This window comes from Pseudomonas sp. (assembly GCF_028293835.1).
Classification (GTDB): domain Bacteria; phylum Pseudomonadota; class Gammaproteobacteria; order Pseudomonadales; family Pseudomonadaceae; genus Aquipseudomonas.
The window spans coordinates 1-17,894 of the sequence record NZ_JAQGNX010000110.1 but is presented as its reverse complement, the minus strand read 5'-3'; the positions used below and the strand labels follow the sequence as shown (position 1 = coordinate 17,894).

General features: G+C 57.5%; 18 protein-coding genes and 1 pseudogene. 5 read left to right on the top strand and 14 right to left on the bottom strand.

Going from position 1 to position 17,894, the window contains the following annotated elements; genetic code table 11:
• Positions 1-4 precede the first annotated feature (4 nt).
• Entirely contained in the window at positions 5-1,105 is a 1,101-nt protein-coding gene (locus tag JWR17_RS16000) for an efflux RND transporter periplasmic adaptor subunit (RefSeq protein ID WP_299832909.1), read from the bottom strand.
• Between the two features lie 92 nt (positions 1,106-1,197).
• Between JWR17_RS16000 and JWR17_RS15995 the strand changes: the two genes are divergently transcribed.
• Positions 1,198-1,854: a TetR/AcrR family transcriptional regulator gene (locus JWR17_RS15995; RefSeq protein ID WP_299832908.1), complete on the top strand. Its 657-nt coding sequence runs from the start codon at positions 1,198-1,200 to the stop codon at positions 1,852-1,854.
• A gap of 26 nt (positions 1,855-1,880) precedes the next feature.
• On the opposite strand, the gene JWR17_RS15990 is transcribed toward JWR17_RS15995, so the two are convergent.
• Positions 1,881-2,663 (bottom strand): class I SAM-dependent methyltransferase, encoded by a 783-nt coding sequence (locus tag JWR17_RS15990; RefSeq protein ID WP_299832907.1) that lies wholly within the window; start codon positions 2,661-2,663, stop codon positions 1,881-1,883.
• A 97-nt stretch (positions 2,664-2,760) separates the two neighbouring features.
• Between JWR17_RS15990 and JWR17_RS15985 the strand changes: the two genes are divergently transcribed.
• Positions 2,761-3,384 (top strand): energy transducer TonB, encoded by a 624-nt coding sequence (locus JWR17_RS15985; protein ID WP_299832906.1) that lies wholly within the window; start codon positions 2,761-2,763, stop codon positions 3,382-3,384.
• 13 nt (positions 3,385-3,397) lie between these two features.
• Here the strand turns inward: JWR17_RS15985 and JWR17_RS15980 are convergent, their stop codons facing one another.
• The 5 genes from JWR17_RS15980 to ppc all read right to left on the bottom strand — a co-directional run bounded on the left by JWR17_RS15980 (position 3,398) and on the right by ppc (position 9,253).
• Positions 3,398-4,270, bottom strand: a complete 873-nt coding sequence (locus tag JWR17_RS15980) for a DUF72 domain-containing protein (RefSeq protein ID WP_299832905.1) — start codon at positions 4,268-4,270, stop codon at positions 3,398-3,400.
• On the bottom strand, positions 4,267-4,578 hold the full coding sequence (locus tag JWR17_RS15975; protein ID WP_299832904.1) for a hypothetical protein: 312 nt from the start codon (positions 4,576-4,578) through the stop codon (positions 4,267-4,269). Before JWR17_RS15975 ends, JWR17_RS15980 begins: the two co-directional genes overlap by 4 nt.
• Before the next feature lie 328 nt (positions 4,579-4,906).
• On the bottom strand, positions 4,907-5,587 hold the full coding sequence (tsaB, locus tag JWR17_RS15970) for a tRNA (adenosine(37)-N6)-threonylcarbamoyltransferase complex dimerization subunit type 1 TsaB (RefSeq protein ID WP_299832903.1): 681 nt from the start codon (positions 5,585-5,587) through the stop codon (positions 4,907-4,909).
• A gap of 92 nt (positions 5,588-5,679) precedes the next feature.
• Positions 5,680-6,327 (bottom strand): adenylate kinase, encoded by a 648-nt coding sequence (adk, locus tag JWR17_RS15965; protein ID WP_299832902.1) that lies wholly within the window; start codon positions 6,325-6,327, stop codon positions 5,680-5,682.
• A gap of 289 nt (positions 6,328-6,616) precedes the next feature.
• Positions 6,617-9,253, bottom strand: a complete 2,637-nt coding sequence (ppc, locus tag JWR17_RS15960; protein ID WP_299832901.1) for a phosphoenolpyruvate carboxylase — start codon at positions 9,251-9,253, stop codon at positions 6,617-6,619.
• A 241-nt stretch (positions 9,254-9,494) separates the two neighbouring features.
• Here ppc and JWR17_RS15955 point away from each other — a divergent pair, with 241 nt between their 5' ends.
• The 3 genes from JWR17_RS15955 (at position 9,495) to JWR17_RS15945 (ending at position 11,383) form a co-directional block, all read left to right on the top strand.
• On the top strand, positions 9,495-9,830 hold the full coding sequence (locus JWR17_RS15955; protein WP_299832900.1) for a pilin assembly protein: 336 nt from the start codon (positions 9,495-9,497) through the stop codon (positions 9,828-9,830).
• 279 nt (positions 9,831-10,109) lie between these two features.
• Positions 10,110-10,523 (top strand): DUF4398 domain-containing protein, encoded by a 414-nt coding sequence (locus tag JWR17_RS15950; RefSeq protein ID WP_299832899.1) that lies wholly within the window; start codon positions 10,110-10,112, stop codon positions 10,521-10,523.
• Between the two features lie 68 nt (positions 10,524-10,591).
• Entirely contained in the window at positions 10,592-11,383 is a 792-nt protein-coding gene (locus tag JWR17_RS15945; protein WP_299832898.1) for an OmpA family protein, read from the top strand.
• A gap of 136 nt (positions 11,384-11,519) precedes the next feature.
• Here JWR17_RS15945 and JWR17_RS15940 read toward each other — a convergent pair whose 3' ends face one another.
• The 7 genes and pseudogenes from JWR17_RS15940 to prfB form a co-directional block, all read right to left on the bottom strand.
• Positions 11,520-11,849 carry a hypothetical protein gene (locus JWR17_RS15940; RefSeq protein ID WP_297840816.1) on the bottom strand — a complete coding sequence of 110 codons (330 nt, stop codon included), beginning with the start codon at positions 11,847-11,849 and terminating at the stop codon, positions 11,520-11,522.
• Positions 11,846-12,802 carry an alpha/beta hydrolase gene (locus tag JWR17_RS15935; protein WP_299832897.1) on the bottom strand — a complete coding sequence of 319 codons (957 nt, stop codon included), beginning with the start codon at positions 12,800-12,802 and terminating at the stop codon, positions 11,846-11,848. Before JWR17_RS15935 ends, JWR17_RS15940 begins: the two co-directional genes overlap by 4 nt.
• 180 nt (positions 12,803-12,982) lie before the next feature.
• Positions 12,983-14,260 (bottom strand): flavohemoglobin expression-modulating QEGLA motif protein, encoded by a 1,278-nt coding sequence (locus tag JWR17_RS15930; protein ID WP_299832896.1) that lies wholly within the window; start codon positions 14,258-14,260, stop codon positions 12,983-12,985.
• Positions 14,261-14,304: 44 nt separating this feature from the next.
• On the bottom strand, positions 14,305-14,850 hold the full coding sequence (locus JWR17_RS15925) for a hypothetical protein (protein WP_299832895.1): 546 nt from the start codon (positions 14,848-14,850) through the stop codon (positions 14,305-14,307).
• 33 nt (positions 14,851-14,883) lie between these two features.
• Positions 14,884-15,114, bottom strand: a pseudogene (locus tag JWR17_RS15920) (TetR family transcriptional regulator); the annotation flags it as partial.
• Between the two features lie 96 nt (positions 15,115-15,210).
• Positions 15,211-16,713, bottom strand: coding sequence for a lysine--tRNA ligase (lysS, locus tag JWR17_RS15915; protein WP_299832894.1), 1,503 nt, complete (start codon positions 16,711-16,713; stop codon positions 15,211-15,213).
• 105 nt (positions 16,714-16,818) lie between these two features.
• A protein-coding gene (prfB, locus tag JWR17_RS15910) for a peptide chain release factor 2 (protein ID WP_299832893.1) occupies positions 16,819-17,894 on the bottom strand; the annotation gives its coding sequence in 2 pieces (ribosomal slippage) (positions 16,819-17,841 and positions 17,843-17,894; 1,075 coding nt annotated over the 2 pieces). This gene is flagged as partial in the annotation.

The following is a 17,894-nucleotide window of genomic DNA, read 5'->3' as shown; positions in this document are numbered from 1 at the left end:
GTGCTTACTCCTTGGCCGCCAGCTTCACTTCTCGATTACTGCGATCCACGGGGCGCACTTTTTCGCCCTCGTGCAGCACGTGCACACCGGCAGCGACGATCCAATCCGTGGCGCTGAGGCCTTCCAGGACTGGAACGGTGTCTTGGCCGTACGCCGAGACGCGTACCGGGGTGCGTTTTAACGTGTTGTCCGTGTCGATGCGCCAGACGTATGTGGCGCCGTTTTCAGCGGTCAATGCCGACAGAGGCACCGACATCGCACTGGTTTCCCCGGCCTGAACAAATACCCGTGCGCTTTGGCCCAAAACGGGCGGGACTTTGCCAGCGGCAAAGGTAACTTTCGCGGCGAAGGTTCGCGAGCGCGGATCGGCGGCAGGAGACAATTCCCGGATGCGCCCAGGAAAACGCTGATCGGGTTGCGCCCACAATTCGACGGCAACTGCCTGGCCGATCTTGACGCTACCGATGCTTTGCTCAGGTACGCTGATCAATACCTCACGCTCGCCATCGGTGGCCAGGGTAAAGACGGTTTGCCCCGCAGCCACCACTTGACCGACTTCCACCAAACGCCGGGCAATCACACCGTCCTGCGAAGCGCGCAGCACGGAGTAACCCGCCTGATTATCGGCTACGGTAAATTCGGCCTTGATTTGTTTGACCCGCGCCTCACCGGCGCGGAACAGGTTTTCCGCATTGTCGAACTGGGACTTGCTGACCATTTGCCGGTCCATCAAGGTCTTGTAGCGATCACGCTCGGCACGCACCAGCTGCAAATTGGCTTCAGCAGCGGTCACCTGGGCACGGCTCGCCTCCAGTTGCAGGCGGACATCCTGCGGATCCAGTTCGGCCAGTGGCTGGTTGGCTTTGACCCGCTCACCCTCTTCCACCAGGCGTTTGATGACTTTGCCGGGGATTCGAAACGCCAGGTCTGGTTCGAACCGCGCACGTACTTCACCGGGATAGCTGTCCATCGACAGTGACGCCAACTGCGGCTGAACCACCATGGCAGGGCGCACAACAGCCTGAACCGGCTCTTCATGACCACAGCCTGTCAGCAACAAAACCAGACTGATGGGCAGGGTTAACGACAAGGCATCGCGAAACATGGTGACGGACCTTCGACAAAGGGTGTTTTAATTGTTGTACCGCTGGGTATAGTAAGAAATACCAAACTCATCAGTCCACTATTAAAACGAAGATGCCTGATAATTCATTGATCACTTCCGGCCCGGGCCGACCCAAGGACCTGGCAAAACGCCAGGCCATCCTCGACGCCGCGAAAAATCTGTTCGTGAGCAAGGGCTATGCCGGCACCAGCATGGACGCTGTCGCCGCTGCAGCGGGGGTCTCTAAACTGACGGTCTACAGTCACTTCACTGACAAAGAGACGTTATTCTCGGCGGCCGTGATCGCACGATGCGAAGAGCAGTTACCTGAATTGTTTTTCGAAATGCCTGTGGGCACGCCGGTTGAAACCGTGTTGACCACCATTGGCCGTGGCTTCCATGCCCTGATCAACAGCCCGGATTCCATTGAACTGCACCGGCTCATGACGGCCCTGGGCGCTCAGGACCCGAAGATGTCACTGATATTTTTTGAGGCTGGCCCGGAGAGAATTCTGCAGGAAATGGAACGGCTGCTGGTTCAGATCAACAGTAACGGCAGCCTGGTCATCGACAAGCCGCGTATCGCCGCTGAGCACTTTCTGTGTCTGCTTAAGGGCACCTGCAACTTCCGCCTGCTGATCGGCTGCGACGACTCACCCGACCCCGTAGCGGACGAACAGCATGTCAAGGAAGTAGTGAACCTGTTTATGCGCGCGTACCGGCCCAATCAGGAAAAGCAAAACCTGTAAGAGCCAATGCTGGGCCCTACAGAAGGCTAGGATTTCAGGGCTTTCTTTGGATAGATATCGTAGCGGCTGGATTTCCCATCCAATGCATAGCCAGGTTTTGGGCCATCGATACTCGGCGCTTTGCGCGGACGCTTGACCACTACCCGGTGCGTGGCCAGGGCCAGGGCGGCTTCGAGCAACGCTGGGGCGTCCATGTCATTTCCTACCAGAGGACGGAACAGGCGCATTTCTTTCTTCACCAGGGCGGTTTTTTCTCGGTGTGGAAACATCGGATCCAGGTAGATGACCTGCGGCGGCTCGCCTTCCCAAGCACGAATCAGCTCGATGGAGTTGCCCGTCAGCAAGCGCATCCTGGCAATAATGGGGCCGATTTCGCGGTCCCTGAGTCCGCGGGCCAAGCCGTCTTCGAGCAAGGCAGCAATAATCGGCTGACGTTCGATCAAGCTTATTTCGCAACCAAGGCTGGCCAGCACAAAGGCGTCCTTGCCCAATCCCGCCGTGGCGTCCAATACCTGGGGCCGCACACCTGGCTGAATACCCACGGCCTTGGCAATCATTTGCCCGCTACCGCCACCGAACAGACGCCGATGCGCTGCAGAACCTTCAACAAAATCCACCCGGACCGGCCCTGAGGTGTCGGTGCCCAGCTGCTGCAACTGCAAACCATCGTCGGTCACTTGCAGGGCAAACTCAGCCTGGGAATCTTCCAACGGCAACCCGAGGCGCCGGGACCACTGCTCTGCTTGCGCCTGTCCGTTGCTGATCAGGGTTTCGACTCGAATGCGACTGCCTGTCTGTTGCTCACTCATTTGCCCACACGCTCAACTATTTTGTTAATGATCGGCGCAATTGGCCGATAACGAGAATATCCAGCATTTTGCCAGAGCCGGACGACCAACGAGCGCTATGTCTGACATTGAATCCGCACCGATAGGCTATTTGTCCCACGCAGGCGACTTTAGTCTTCGCAACTCCAGAACCCTGAGCGGTGTCGCCCAGCTCTGGACGGATGCGTTCGCTCGCGCAATGGCCGAGCAAACCGCGGACAAAACTGATGTTTCGGCTGCACCGGCAGTGGCTACTACCAACCCGGCGACTGGCGAACCACTGGGCGGCATCAACGCACTGGGGCAAATCGTCGACCAGCGCGAACTGCCGGTTGCCGATGTCCCGCGCAAACCCTCCGTGCCCTTGTTCTTGCCGATTGCGGAATTCGAACTGCACCTGCTGCCCAAGCTTGCCGAGCCGTTCAGCATCAGCGACATGATCGAACAGCAGCGGCATTTGGATTTCGACAGCGGCTGGGTTCGGCCCTTGGTTCTGGACCCCCACCAGCCCGATGCAAACCCGGGTCCAGGCCCACAACCCCGTCCGTTGCACCTGCCGATTGCCGAGTTCGAATGGGACTTGGCTGACAAAGCCGCCGTCCCGTACGACGCCGAAACGGTTGATGCTCAACAACGGCATCTGAACTACGACAACGGCTGGGCCCGGCCAATCATTCTGCAAAACCTGCGTATGGCTGCTTAAGCGCTGCCGATTTTCACAACAAACCCAATTGCTGTTGCGCTGCAGGCTCCCTCTCAAGTACCACCAATGCTGGCAAACCCGGCAGCCGCGCCATCAACTGCCCGTGGAAACGCCACGCCAACTCAGGCGCCTGGAGGTTGTCAGGCGTGTGCATAAACACATAAGGCGTGCGCCCTTCCTCGATCCAACCTGCAACTTTCTCTACCCAGGGTGCAAGAAAAGGGTCGTTAGCCTCCAGCAGCGGATGACCAATAAAACGCACTTGGGGAAATTGCGTCAGCGCTGCAGGGCGCGGCGGGACTTTAGGTTTTTTCGATTGTGCGTGCAACACGGCGGGATCAGTCGATACGCAGCTGAACAACGCTCGCGGATCAAGGCAAATACGCTCCACGCCCCGGTCTAGCAGCAATCGATTGAGCGTGCGCTCTTCTTCACCTTTGGCAAAAAAAGTCGAGTTCCGAACCTCGACCGCCATTGGCCGGTCGAGGGCATCGATAAAACTGACCAGCTCAGCCAGCCGGGAGGGTCCAAAACTGGCGGGTAACTGCAGCCACAACGGCGTCACCCGAGCGCCCAAGGGTGCCAACAGCTGAATAAAGTCCTCAGCCGCTTGCAGTTTCTGACGAAGGTCGCCGCCGTGGCTGATGTCGCGGTGAAATTTAGCGGTGATGCGGAACTGCTCAGGAAGGGTGTGCGCCCAACGCTCAACGATTGCAGGTGAAGGCCGTGCGTAGAACGTAGTGTTGCCTTCGACCGCGTTGAAAACTCGCGCGTAAAGCCCGAGGTATTCATTGGACCGCGCATTCTCCGGATACAGGGATTCACGCCAGGCGTTGTCACTCCAGGATGGGCAACCGAGGTAATAAGGCGGACGCTGGGAATTCAAATGTGAAGGTCGAGGCCCAGCACTTCCATGTCCCACTCAACGAAACTGGCCGTGGTGAGATAACTGGCCAACGCATGGGCAACGCGGGTGCTGACGGAACGAGGGAAAATCATGTCTTGTTGACGGGCCGGAACATTCGCCGTCGGATCTACCTGGGCGTTTTGCGGTCGGGAGCTATTGGCAGACACTTGAGGCGGTACTTCGATATCGCTGTCGACTTCCTCAAACGCGCCATCAACCGTCGCAGGGCCTTTGCGAGCCTTGCGCTTTATGGGGTATGAGCGTGGTGAGGGGCCGTCTATGCGCATCAATGCATACTCAGGATCGTGTAGTGGCAATCTAACAGTACGGATAACGCTTCACAAATGTGCGAACGATAACTAGACCACAGTTTACGCAAAAGGTTTAAAACCCCCGATGAACTGTCGCGTTTAGACGTGTAGGGGCCAACGTGTTGAGGGCGACACCGCAGCATTCCAGACAGACCGCGGCGCATGCTTCGCGAACACGTTCGCTCCTACTGGTTTTGTGTTAGCTGCGCGACAGCACGGCGTCGGAGACGTGGCGGAATCTCCTACCGGAATGTGCTCTTTTCGCTGAGTCTGCGGTAACCCAAGACATCTCTGTGGCAATACCTTAAACCGGGCGGGCTTTTGCTACGGCGACTTTATCGCGCAGATAAACCGGCTGCGCTTGGTCAGCAACAACCGCTTCGCCGCGCTGCCAGGCGAACGTGGCCAAGGTCAGCAAGTCTTGTGCATGGGGCAGCATCAACGCGTCGTGCCCGGTGAGTTTGACCGCGATGCGGTCGGCGTAGCCCCAACCGGTGCCGGAACCAAACCATTCTCCTGACGCATCCGCAGGCAACGCAGCCCGTTCGGGGGGCAGCACGGCTTCAACACCGGCCAGTCGCATTTCACCCGCAACTTCCCGGTAGCAGCCCCAATACACCTCGTCCATTCGCGCATCAATGGCCGAGGCGACCTGGCTCGCGCCATGCTCACGAAAGGCACGTTGCGCCAGCACCGCCAGGTTGGACACCGGCAATACCGGGCGCTCCAGGGCAAACGCCAGGCCTTGCACCACACCAATGGCGATGCGCACCCCGGTGAACGCCCCCGGTCCGCGGCCAAAGGCAATGGCATCAATGGCAGACAAGGCAAGTCCGGCTTCGGCCAGCAAATCCCTGATCATTGGCAACACACGCTGAGCATGCAGGCGTGGGATCACCTCGTAGTGGCTCAGTACTTTGCCATCGTGCAGCAGAGCGACAGAGCAAGCTTCAGTGGCGGTATCCAGGGCCAACAAGGTGGTCATCGGGGGTTCCATAGGCGAGGGAGCGAAAAAAGTGTCACATTATAAACAACTACGGCCCGCAAGCGGGCCGTAGTTCATCACTGCAAGGCGTGTCAGCTAAAAGCAGCCAGCACCTTGGCGGTGATGTCATCGACAGAACCGACGCCTTCGATGTGGCTGAATTTCGGTTTGCCGTTCTTAGTAGCCAGGTTCTGGTAGAACGCTACCAACGGCTTGGTCTGAGCGTGGTAAACCTCCAGACGGTGACGAACAGTGGCCTCCACGTCATCTTTACGCTGAACCAGTGGCTCGCCAGTAACATCGTCCAGACCCGTAACCTTGGGCGGATTGTAGATCAAGTGATAAACGCGGCCAGAACCCTCGTGCACACGACGACCGGAAATACGCTTGACGATTTCTTCGTCGTCGACTGCGATCTCCACTACGTTGTCAATTTCCAGACCGGCGTTCAACAGTGCTTCAGCTTGAGGAATGGTGCGCGGGAAGCCGTCGAACAGCACGCCGTTGGCGCAGTCAGGTTCCGCAAGGCGGTCTTTGATCAGGCCGATGATCAGGTCGTCGGAGACCAGACCGCCGCTGTCCATGACACTTTTGGCTTTCAGGCCAAGGTCTGTGCCGGCTTTGACGGCTGCGCGCAGCATGTCACCGGTGGAGATTTGCGGGATGCCGAATTTCTCGGTGATGAATTTTGCCTGAGTACCTTTACCGGCCCCGGGAGCTCCCAGCAGAATCACGCGCATCGATGTGCTCCTCAATTTTTATATGGAATCGTCGGACTCGCCTCGTTGGGCCAATCTCAAAAAAATAATTCAGCCAATCGGCCAAAGGCTGATCAAGATACACAGCAGGCTATCCCCACACAAGCCGCCAAAAGTCGCAGTAACCGAAGAGGCACCGGCGCTTAAATAAACGGAGATCGGCAGGTTCGACTTGGTGCAACCTTACAGGGATGCGTCTTTAACAATCAAAAGAGGGCCATTTATGGCGCGGCGTTGCCTTTTCTGGCAGCACCGCACCTGAATCAAACGGTCAGCCGGTGTTACGTAACCCCGCTGCTATGCCTGCCACAGACACCAACAACGCCTGTTCCAGAGGACTGTCCAGGGTTCCTTCGCGCTTGCGCGACCGGGCCAGAAGCTCGGCCTGCAACAAGTGCAGCGGATCGAGGTAGGTGTTGCGCAAGCTAATGAATTCCAACGTCTCCGGGCTATGTGCCAGTAGCTGCGATTGTCCCGTCAGACCCAGCACTACGTTGCATGCCTGCGACAATAGGTCGCGCAAGTGCGTGCCTAAATGTTGCAAACGTGGCTCAACCAGCCGCTCGTCGTACATCCGGGCGATATCGCTATCAGCCTTGGCCAAGACCATTTCCAGCATGTCGATTCGCGTGCGAAAGAACGGCCACTGCTCGCGCATCTGCCCTAACAGATCGCCTTCGCCACGCTCCAGTGCTTTGGTAAGTGCGGCCTCCCAACCGAGCCAGGCGGGCAACATCAAGCGCGTCTGGGTCCAGGCGAAAATCCACGGGATCGCCCGCAGACTTTCAACCCCGCCCTCGCGGCGCTTGGCCGGTCGGCTGCCCAACGGCAAACGACCCAGCTCCTGCTCGGGCGTAGCCTGACGGAAATACTCAACGAACTCCGGATGCTCGCGAACCACGGCGCGGTAAGCCTTGACCCCGTCGGCAGCCAGGTGATCCATCATTTCCCGCCAGGCCGGTTCAGGACGCGGCGGCGGTTGCAGCGTCGCTTCCAGCACAGCGGCCAGGTACAGGTTGAGGTTCTGCTCGGCGATGTCTGGCAGGCCAAACTTGAAACGAATCATCTCGCCTTGCTCAGTCGTCCTGAAACGCCCCGCCACGGACCCCGGCGGCTGCGACAGAATGGCCGCGTGGGCTGGGCCGCCACCACGGCCGACAGTACCGCCGCGACCATGAAACAACAGCAGTTCGACTTGCTGTTCGCGGCAGATATCCACCAACCTTTCCTGAGCCCGGTATTGCGCCCAGGCGGCGGCTGTGGTGCCGGCGTCTTTGGCAGAATCGGAATAGCCGATCATGACTTCCTGTGGACCATGCAGACTCAAACGGTAGCCCGGCAGGCTCAGCAATTGTTCGATGGCCGGACCGGCATTGTCCAGATCGGACAAGGTTTCAAACAACGGCACCACGCGCATAGGTCGTTGCAGGCCGGTTTCCTTGAGTAGCAATTGCACCGCCAGCACATCCGAAGCCGCGCCCGCCATGGAGATCACATAGGAACCCAGAGATGCGGCTGGCGCTGCTGATATTTCGCGGCATGTCGCCAGGACTTCAGCAGTGTCCGCAGCCGGTTTGAAGTGGCTGGGTAATAACGGGCGACGATTTTTCAGCTCACGCTGCAAGAAGGCAATGCGGGTTTCTTCGTCCCATTCCTCATAACGGCCCACACCGAGATAATCAGTGATCTCGGTCATCGCTGCCGTGTGGCGGCTGGAGTCCTGACGCACGTCCAGACGCACCAGAAACAGACCAAACGTAACCGCTCGGCGCAGGCAGTCCAGTAACGGCCCATCGGCAATGACGCCCATCCCACAGTCGTGCAGCGACTGAAAACACAGGTGCAACGGTTCAAACAAGTCGCGATTATTTTGCAGCACAGCGTCCGGGGCCGGTTGCGTGACTGCAAGTGAGGACTGTGCCCAGTTGCGTGTCGCTCGCAGGCGTTCGCGCAATTGTTTGAGTACCGCGCGGTAGGGCTCGGCGCTGTCACCGGCAGCGGCGCGCAACGCGTCACTGGCCTCTTGCATCGACAGTTCAGCCGCCAGTTGATCGACATCGCGCAGATAAAGATCAGCCGCCATCCACCGCGCCAGCAGCAACACTTCGCGGGTGATTGCTGCCGTCACATTCGGGTTGCCGTCGCGGTCGCCACCCATCCAGGAGGCGAAGCGGATCGGCGCCGCCTCCAGGGGCAAGTGCAGCCCGGTTGCGGCGTGCAGGGCATGATCGGCTTTGCGCAGGTAGTTGGGAATCGCCTGCCACAGTGAATGCTCGATCACCGCGAAGCCCCATTTAGCCTCGTCGACAGGTGTCGGACGGGTGCGACGAATTTCTTCGGTGTGCCAGGCTTCGGCAATCAGCCGCTGCAAGCGTACGGTGATGGTTTCGCGCTCGGCGGCGCTGAGGTCGCGATGGTCCAGGGCCGCCAGTTGCGCGGCAATAGCGTCGTATTTTTGAATCAGCGTACGGCGCGCCACCTCAGTGGGGTGCGCTGTCAACACCAGTTCGATTTCCAGTTTGCCCAACTGTCTGGCCAATGCTTCAGGCGAATGGCCGGCCTTTTTCAAACGTTCGAGTAATTCAGGGAGGACACGGGATTCAAACGGTTGCGGCTGAGGATCTTCGCGGCGATGAATAAGTTGGTATTGCTCAGCGATATTGGCCAGGTTCAAGAATTGATTGAACGCGCGCGTCACTGGCAGCAACTCGTCCTCACTCAGCTCATCCAGGCTGGTACTCAACTGCTCAGTACCCGCCGCCGACCCGCGACGCCCAGCTTTGGCGCCCTTGCGAATGCGCTCGATCTTTTCGAGGAATTGCGGTCCTCGCTGATCACGAATGGTGTTGCCCAACAGCTCACCCAACAAGTGAACATCTTCGCGCAAACGTGCATCGATATCGGCCATAACCCTGCCCTCCAGTGTTTCTCGACGGGTGCTCCGCTCAGTCATTCCACGGACACGACTGAACAAGCGCGCAAAAATCTGATCCATAAGAGTGCACAGCCTGCTCAGTTATGACAAGCACGCAACCGCTTGCTGTGCCACTGCGGCTTACCGTTCATGAGCTAACCTGTGAATTGAGCCGTATCGCGCCTTGTCACCCCGATTCGCCCGTCAACGCGGGCTAACCCTGAGGTCCGTCCGTATGAAGATTCGTGAACTTGCCAGACACTGGGAACAGAATGCCAAGGGCCGCTTGAGCAAAACCGGCTATACGATTCATTTGGACGTCGAAGCCGCTGCACGCCTGGCGGCGATTGCCGAGATGTACCCCAAACGTCATCCCGAAGAGCTACTCGGCGAATTGATTGGCGCCGCGTTGGAAGAACTCGAAGCCAGCTTTCCATATGTCAAAGGCAGCCATGTGGTGGCCACTGACGAAGAAGGCGATCCGCTGTATGAAGACATCGGCCCCACCCCGCGTTTCCTTGCTCTGTCACGGCAACATCTGCACGATTCTGATGAAAAGTCTGACGCCTGAAAGTATGGCTTTACCCCGCGCTGTTTAATCCTTTCCTAAGACCTATGGTTGGCCGCTTTCAGCGGCCAGCACACTCTGCGTGACCGCTAAGTCGCGCCCTAGAGCCTTCTCCCGTGGATTAAATTTTTTTAACCGCTTGAAAAACCTGACTGAACTATTCAAAAAAGCCACAGGTCACAGAAATTAGCCATCACAAGAAACCCTGACTCTGTTGACGTGAAGCGCCGTCCTGTTTCAGGCCTGACTGTCATGGAAAACTTTAGATTCAGGAAATTTCCAATGGAGTTCGACACCATGAAGATCAGTACTGCCAAAACCTCTTTTAACCACCTTCGCGGGTTGAAATTGGCTGCCTTGGCCCTCGGCAGCAGTTTTGTACTGGCCGGTTGCGCGGGCAACCCACCGACCGAGCAATACGCGGTGACTCAATCGGCAGTGAACAGCGCGGTCAGTGCCGGTGGCACTGAGTACGCAGCCGTGCAAATGAAGTCGGCCCAAGATAAGTTGAAAGCCGCCGAACTGGCGATGCACGACAAAAAATACGACGAAGCCCGGATGCTTGCCGAGCAGTCCGAATGGGACGCCCGCGTAGCTGAGCGCACCGCTCAGGCCGCGAAAGCGCAAAAAGCAGCCCAAGACGCTCGCAAAGGTGCTGATGAGTTACGGCAGGACGGCATGAAGACCTTGCAATAAATGCAGGCAGCCTCCTCTACCGTGTACTCGTATTGCCGATCGATATTGAATTGAAGGACTAAACTATTATGCGCAAACAATTGATGGTCCCTGCTCTTCTGGCCCTGAGCATTGGCTTGGCGGCCTGTGCAACTCCACCGAACCCTAGTCTGGAACAAGCCCGGACCAATTTCGCGGCGTTGCAAGCCAACCCGCAAGCCAGCCAAGTGGCGGCGCTGGAAACCAAAGACGCCAGTGACTGGATGGACAAGGCTGATGCGGCCTATCGCAACAAGGAAGACGCGAAAAAGGTTGATCAGTTGTCTTACTTGACCATTCAACGTATTGAACTGGCCAAGCAGACTATCAATTTGCGTACGGCTGAAGATCAACTGAAGAACGCCGACGCCCTGCGCGCCCAAGCACGTCTTGCTGCCCGTGACGCTCAGATCAAAAAGCTTCAGGACAGCCTTAACGCCAAGCAAACTAGCCGCGGCACGCTGGTGACCTTTGGCGACGTGTTGTTCGACCTGAACAAGGCCGAATTGAAGCCGGCTGGCATGAATGACGTCAACAAACTCGCGCAGTTCCTGCAAGAGAATCCGGATCGCAAGGTAGTCGTCGAGGGCTACACCGACTCCAGCGGTTCTACCGCCTACAACCAGTCATTGTCTGACCGCAGGGCCAACTCGGTACGGGCGGCGCTGGTAAAAATGGGCGTTGATCCAACCCGTATCGTCACTCAGGGTTACGGCAAGGAATACCCGGTTGCCGACAACACCAGCAACTCGGGCCGCGCGCAGAACCGTCGTGTGGAAGTGACCATTTCCAATGACAACCAGCCGGTGGCGCCACGTTCGTCGATGCAATCGACTAACTGATCCACAGCAAAAAGCCTCGCCTTGCGATGAGCACGGCGGGGCTTTTTATTGGGTGAAATCCGCTTTAAAGAAGGCGCCGCGTCGCCTGCTTCGCCAACCAGTTGGCTCCTACAGAGGATCTTAGACCACCGCTAAATCAAGGCTGTAGCTGCTGCGGGGTTTCCTGGCCCATGCAATGCACGGCTTGCTTGCTACCATTGACCAACACGCCGCTCAGGCCTTTTTGCTCGGTGTCGAACAGCACTAATACCCCGTCGATGCACTGCGCCACTTCGGCCGCGGGTTCCAGGGCGATTTTGTAATCTTCCCCAGGCACGGTCTTGAGCATCGTGAATTCACTCAACAACAGCGCATCCTCAGGCTTGGCAAAGTGCAAATAGCCGTAATACCAGAGGCAACCGACGGTGCCGAGGATGCAGCCGATGCCGGTCAGGATCAGGGGGATTGCGTTACGTTCTTCGCTCATTGCGGGCTCTCTGATTGTTCATTTTCTGAATGCGGTGGTGCGGGCTTTGCTTCAGGATTGTTTGCTTCGGGATGCTTTGCTTCGGGGTAGTTCGGCACTTCGGCCAAGCGACGCAGGCCATTGAAATGTCGCGGGTCTTGCAGGTAATGCAGAAAAACCTGACGCCAGGTTGGGTCAAAAAACGTCTGTACGTGCCCACCGCGGGTGAGTTGCAGCACCCGCGGCGGTGGCGCAGCTTTATACAAGCTGATGCCGTTGGAAAGCGGTATCACCGGGTCGTCAATGCTTTGAAACATTAAAATTGGCGTCCCGGTCAACTGCGGCATGCCTTTAATGGCGCTTTCTGAGTCTGGAATCAACCACGACAACGGCGTCTGCAACGGCCACAACAGCCACGACGTGCCCAGGGCATAGCGCGCAGCGTCACGGTAGCTGGCGGGCGCGCCGTCCAGCACCAACGCTTTGAGCCGTGCCCGTTGGTGCGGGTGTTGCGCCAGGTAATGCACGGCCAATGCACCACCGATGCTTTGTCCAAGCACCACCAACGGTTTGCCTTGCACTTCTGGCGCCTTGTCCAGCCAGTCAAACGCTGCATCGATATCTTGATAAATGGCCGGCAGGCTCGGTTCGCCCCGGGACAAACCGTAGCCACGATAATCCAGCAGCAGTACCTGATAACCCTCAGCGGGCAACCAATAACTGCCGCCCAGATGCCACGCCAGATTGCCGCCGTTTCCGTGTAAATGCAGAACTGTACCTTTGACCGGCACCCCGGCTTTGGCCGGCATCCACCAGGCATGCAATTGCGTACCGTCTGCGGCGACCAGGGTGATATCCCGGAATTCAACGTGGGCTTTTTCCGGGGTAAAAGGTTGGCCCGGCTCAGGATAAAACAACAGGGAACTGCAACCCATGAGAGCCAGCATCAGGGCCAATGCAGCAAAAATCTTCACCTGATATCCCTACATTGTTTGATATTTGTAGGAGCGCGCTTGCCCGCGATGGGCCCGGGGTCGCGCTCGACCGAAGCGGTCCTAAATGCTGAGCTCAATTCCTACAGCAAGAATTGAATTGTCTGGTTTACGACTGCTGCGCAGTCGATCGCGGGCACGCGCGCTCCTACAAGTCAGTGGCTAGAGAATATTCGAATAATCCGCTTCGATCCGATCCAGGCTCAGGTGGTTGAGGAAGTTTGAGAAACACATCCAGGCTGACAGTGCATTCATGTCGCGGAACTGCTCGGGCAGGTACTTGGGCGCTACGACCAGCCCTTCATCCACCAACTGCCGCATTGTGCGCATGTCTTCCAACGTGGTCTTGCCGCAGAACAACAACGGTACTTGCTCAAGCTTGCCCTTACGCACGGCCAACTGAATATAGTTGTAAACCATGATGAAGCCCTTGAGGTAGGACAAGTCTTTAGTGAAAGGCAGGCCATTGGGCACCGAGCCACGGAAAACGCGACTGGCGTTGCCATAGCTTTCGGCCATTTCGAAGCCCTGCTCACGGTAAAAGTCAAACACCTGGAGGAAATCGGCGCCCTCCTCGGCCATGTGGATGGCGCGAGTGCGGTTGGTCAGCTTGCGCAGGCGACTGGGGTAAGACGCGAACGCGATGACTTCCATCAGAATCGCCAAGCCTTCCTGGGTCACGGTGGACGATGGCGGCCCCTTGGACAGAAACGTGCAGATCGGCTGGTTTAGTCCATTGAGCGTGGTCCCTACATGCACCAACCCCTCATGCACTTCCAGCGCCCGCACATCCCGCTCGTTAAACATCGCGTCGCTGCGGATCTTGATGTAATCCGCGCCTGCGGCTGCGTCCGCCACGATGCCATCAGACTCGAACACGCGAATGGTCGATTCCGCCTCGCCGAAGGTTTTGTTCAGTCGCGACTGCAACATATCCACTGCATCTTTTGCAGTGAGGGTTTTGGGCTCGTCTTTAAGATCGCCACGGCCGGCGATGTTATCCAGGTAATCCGACAGCATCATGCCCAGATCGGCCAAGGTTGGATCGCCAGCATGGAACGCGTCGGAAGCGGCGCCATATAGCTCTTGGGAGATCAGGCCGAAATCCGGTGTGCCACGGGCTTCGAGCATGCGAATGACCATGCGGTATTCTTTGCACATGCGCCGCATAATCTGCCCGACCGGGTTGAACTGGCCGAGTTGACGGGTGATGTCGCGTTCGATGTTCTGGAATTCCAGCTTCACCGCGTTGGAGTCGAAAGCCAGCGGCCGGCTGTCATAGTAGGCACGGTCCACGGCGGGCAGTTTCTTGCCCTTGGCTTCGAGGAAGCCCCTGCGCACGTTTTCGTCCCACTTCACTGCGTCGAGCACACGGATCGGCGTCTGAGCGACGACAATACGGTCTGACAAGGCGCGAATAGTCTGCTGGTAATCGTCCACCCGATACTCCTTGGTTAATACTGCTCACTGCTTGCACGGCACCGCTATGGAGCCAGACGCTGGTAACGCGCCATTTCGATGAATACGTCGGAATTCGCCGGATCGTCGATGTAGCTAAACACTTGATCCAGCGTGCTGGTGACCAGTACACCGTCGCCCTTCTCGGTTTCCAGCGTGTCGCCTGCGAGGATTTTCTGGTCGATCAACTGGTTAATTCGATCAATATCGAGGGGGTAGACCACCAACTCGTTGGTTTCGGTCAATTCGAAACCGGCAATAACAAAATTAGACCCGTACTTCTCCGGCAAACCCGCCGACAAATACCAGCGGCTGCCATGGCGCGACACGGTGAAGGTGTATTCATCGCGATTTTTACGGTCACCCTTACGGTAGCTGACGGCCTTGTAGGCATGGGCGCCCGAGCGGGTTATCTCCAGTTCCAGCGCTTCGCCCCAGGCGTTTTTACTCGTCCACGTGCCGAGTAGGCCAGCAGGCGCTGTTTCATTGGCTGGAATAGGGTCCTTGAACGTCACCAGGCAGCCGCTCAATAGAACAAACGACGTGACGATAAGGACTTGCCATAGCCTCATGTGCTTTTCACGATTACGCGCATATTCACTCGCTCAGGGTGTGGTCAGTGTCGGGTAGCCCAATACCAGATGCATGTAGCGGGTCAGAATTCCAAGCATTGCTTCGTCCGCATTTGGCTGCGGACCTTCCAGCAGGCCTTGATACTCCATCCGACCGATAATCCCCGTCAACACTTGGGCGTCCTGTTGCGGCTGAGATGACCCCATGACTTGCAGAAACTGACACGTTCCCCGCAACAATATCGGCTGGTGTGCGCTGACTAATTCTGAGCGATCCCACGGTTCACAACGGGTTTCCCCTTTAACGTTAAACAGTAGTTATAAAAAAACCGCCTCATCGGGCGGCTTCTTCATCGTTTTTTACGCCTGAGGCCGCATGTGCGGGAACAGGATCACGTCGCGAATCGACGGTGCATCGGTCAGTAGCATCACCAGACGGTCGATGCCGATACCTTCACCGGCGGTGGGCGGCATGCCGTATTCCAGAGCGCGTACGAAGTCAGCATCGTAATGCATGGCTTCGTCATCGCCAGAATCCTTGTCGCGAACCTGGGCCTGGAAGCGCTCGGCCTGGTCTTCCGCGTCGTTCAACTCGGAATAGGCGTTGGCGATTTCACGACCACCGATGAACAACTCGAAGCGATCCGTGACGTTCGGGTTGTTATTGTTGCGACGTGCAAGCGGCGACACTTCGAACGGGTATTCGGTGATGAACGTTGGTTGCTCCAACTGATGTTCGACCAGCTCTTCGAAAATCATGGTTTGCAGTTTGCCCAGGCCTTCGAAGCCAATGACTTTGGCACCGGCTTTCTCGGCGATAGCGCGTGCCTTATCGATATCTTCAAGGTCAGCCGCAGTGATGTCCGGGTTGTACTTGAGAATCGAAGCAAACACCGAAATACGTTGGAACGGTTCGCCGAAGTGGAACACTTTGCCTTGATACGGCACGTCAGTGCTGTTCAACACTAATTGCGCCAGCTCACGGAACAGTTCCTCGGTGAGGTCCATGTTGTCTTCGTAATCGGCGTACGCCTGGTAGAACTCAAGCATGGTGAATTCAGGGTTGTGCCGAGTCGAAACGCCTTCGTTGCGGAAGTTTCGGTTGATCTCGAACACGCGCTCAAAGCCACCCACAACCAGACGCTTGAGGAACAGTTCCGGTGCGATACGCAGGAACATGTCCAGGTCGAGGGCGTTGTGGTGCGTTTCGAACGGCTTGGCTGCGGCGCCACCGGGAATGGTCTGCAGCATCGGCGTTTCCACTTCAAGGAAATCGCGCTTCATGAAGAAGGCACGAATGTGCGCGATGACTTGCGAGCGGATACGGAAGGTGTCACGCACTTCTTCGTTGACGATCAGGTCGACGTAGCGCTGGCGATAACGGGTTTCGGTATCGGTCAGGCCGTGGTGCTTGTCCGGTAGCGGGCGCAAGGATTTCGTCAGCAGGCGCACGGTGGTCATTTCAACGTACAGGTCGCCTTTGCCAGAACGGGCCAAGGTGCCTTCGGCGGCAATAATGTCGCCCAGGTCCCAGGTTTTGACCGAGGCCAGGGTGTCTTCCGACAGGGTCTTGCGGTTGACGTAGACCTGAATCCGACCGGTCATGTCTTGGATTACCATGAACGAGCCACGGTTAAGCATGAGGCGACCCGCAACCTTGACCGGAATCGCTGCAGCCAACAGCTCTTCCTTGGTCTTGTCGGCGTACTGCTTCTGCAGGTCATTGCAGTAGCTGTCGCGGCGGAAGTCGTTGGGGAAGGCCTGGCCTTTCGCGCGCTCGACGGCAAGTTTTTCCTTGCGCAGGGCGATCAGGCTGTTTTCTTCCTGTTGCAAGTCTTGCGGGTCGAGTTGTTGGTCGCTCATGTCTTGGATTTCCATCACAGGTTCGGTGCCCTCGCCACGGGCGAGGGACTTGAATCGGGCTATTGATCTGCGCCGCTTGTTCTTGACTCTGACTGCACGAACTGCTTACAGCCCTTGCTTCAAGCTGGCTTCAAGGTACTCGTCGATATCGCCGTCCAGTACGTTGTTGCAGTCGCTTCGTTCGATGTTGGTGCGCAAATCCTTGATCCGCGACTGGTCGAGCACGTACGAGCGGATCTGATGACCCCAGCCGATGTCCGACTTGGTGTCTTCCAGGGCTTGCGAAGCGGCGTTGCGCTTCTGCACTTCCTGCTCATACAAACGCGCCCGCAACATCTTCATCGCGGTGTCTTTGTTGGAGTGCTGGGAACGCTCGTTCTGGCAGCTGACCACGGTATTGGTCGGAACGTGGGTAATCCGCACCGCCGAGTCAGTGGTGTTTACGTGCTGACCACCGGCACCGGACGAACGATAGGTGTCGATCCGCAGGTCCGACGGGTTGATGTCGATCTCGATGTTGTCATCGATTTCCGGCGACACGAACACGGCTGAGAACGAGGTGTGACGACGGTTGCCGGAGTCGAACGGGCTTTTGCGCACCAGGCGGTGGACGCCGATCTCGGTGCGCAACCAACCAAACACGTATTCGCCTTTGATGTGCAGGGTCGCGCCTTTGATACCGGCGACTTCACCGGCCGACAACTCCATGATGGTTGCGTCGAAACCGCGTTTATCCGCCCAGCGCAGGTACATGCGCAGCAGGATGTTGGCCCAGTCCTGGGCCTCGGTCCCGCCGGAACCGGCCTGGATATCGAGATAAGCGTTGTTGGCGTCCATTTCGCCGCTGAACATCCGGCGGAATTCAAGCTTCTCCAGGGACTCGCGCAGGCGCTCGACTTCAGCAGCCACGTCATCCACGGCGGCCTGGTCTTCTTCTTCAGCGGACATCAGCAGCAGGTCTTTGGCGTCGTTCAGCCCCGAGGACATTTCGTCCAGGGTGTCGACGATCTGTGCCAGCAAGGCACGCTCGCGGCCAAGGTTCTGTGCGTATTCAGGGTTGTTCCAGACAGCAGGATCTTCAAGCTCGCGATTGACTTCGGTCAGGCGCTCATGCTTTTGATCGTAGTCAAAGATACCCCCGAATAGTTTCGGAACGCTCGGACAGGTCCTTGATGCTGTTT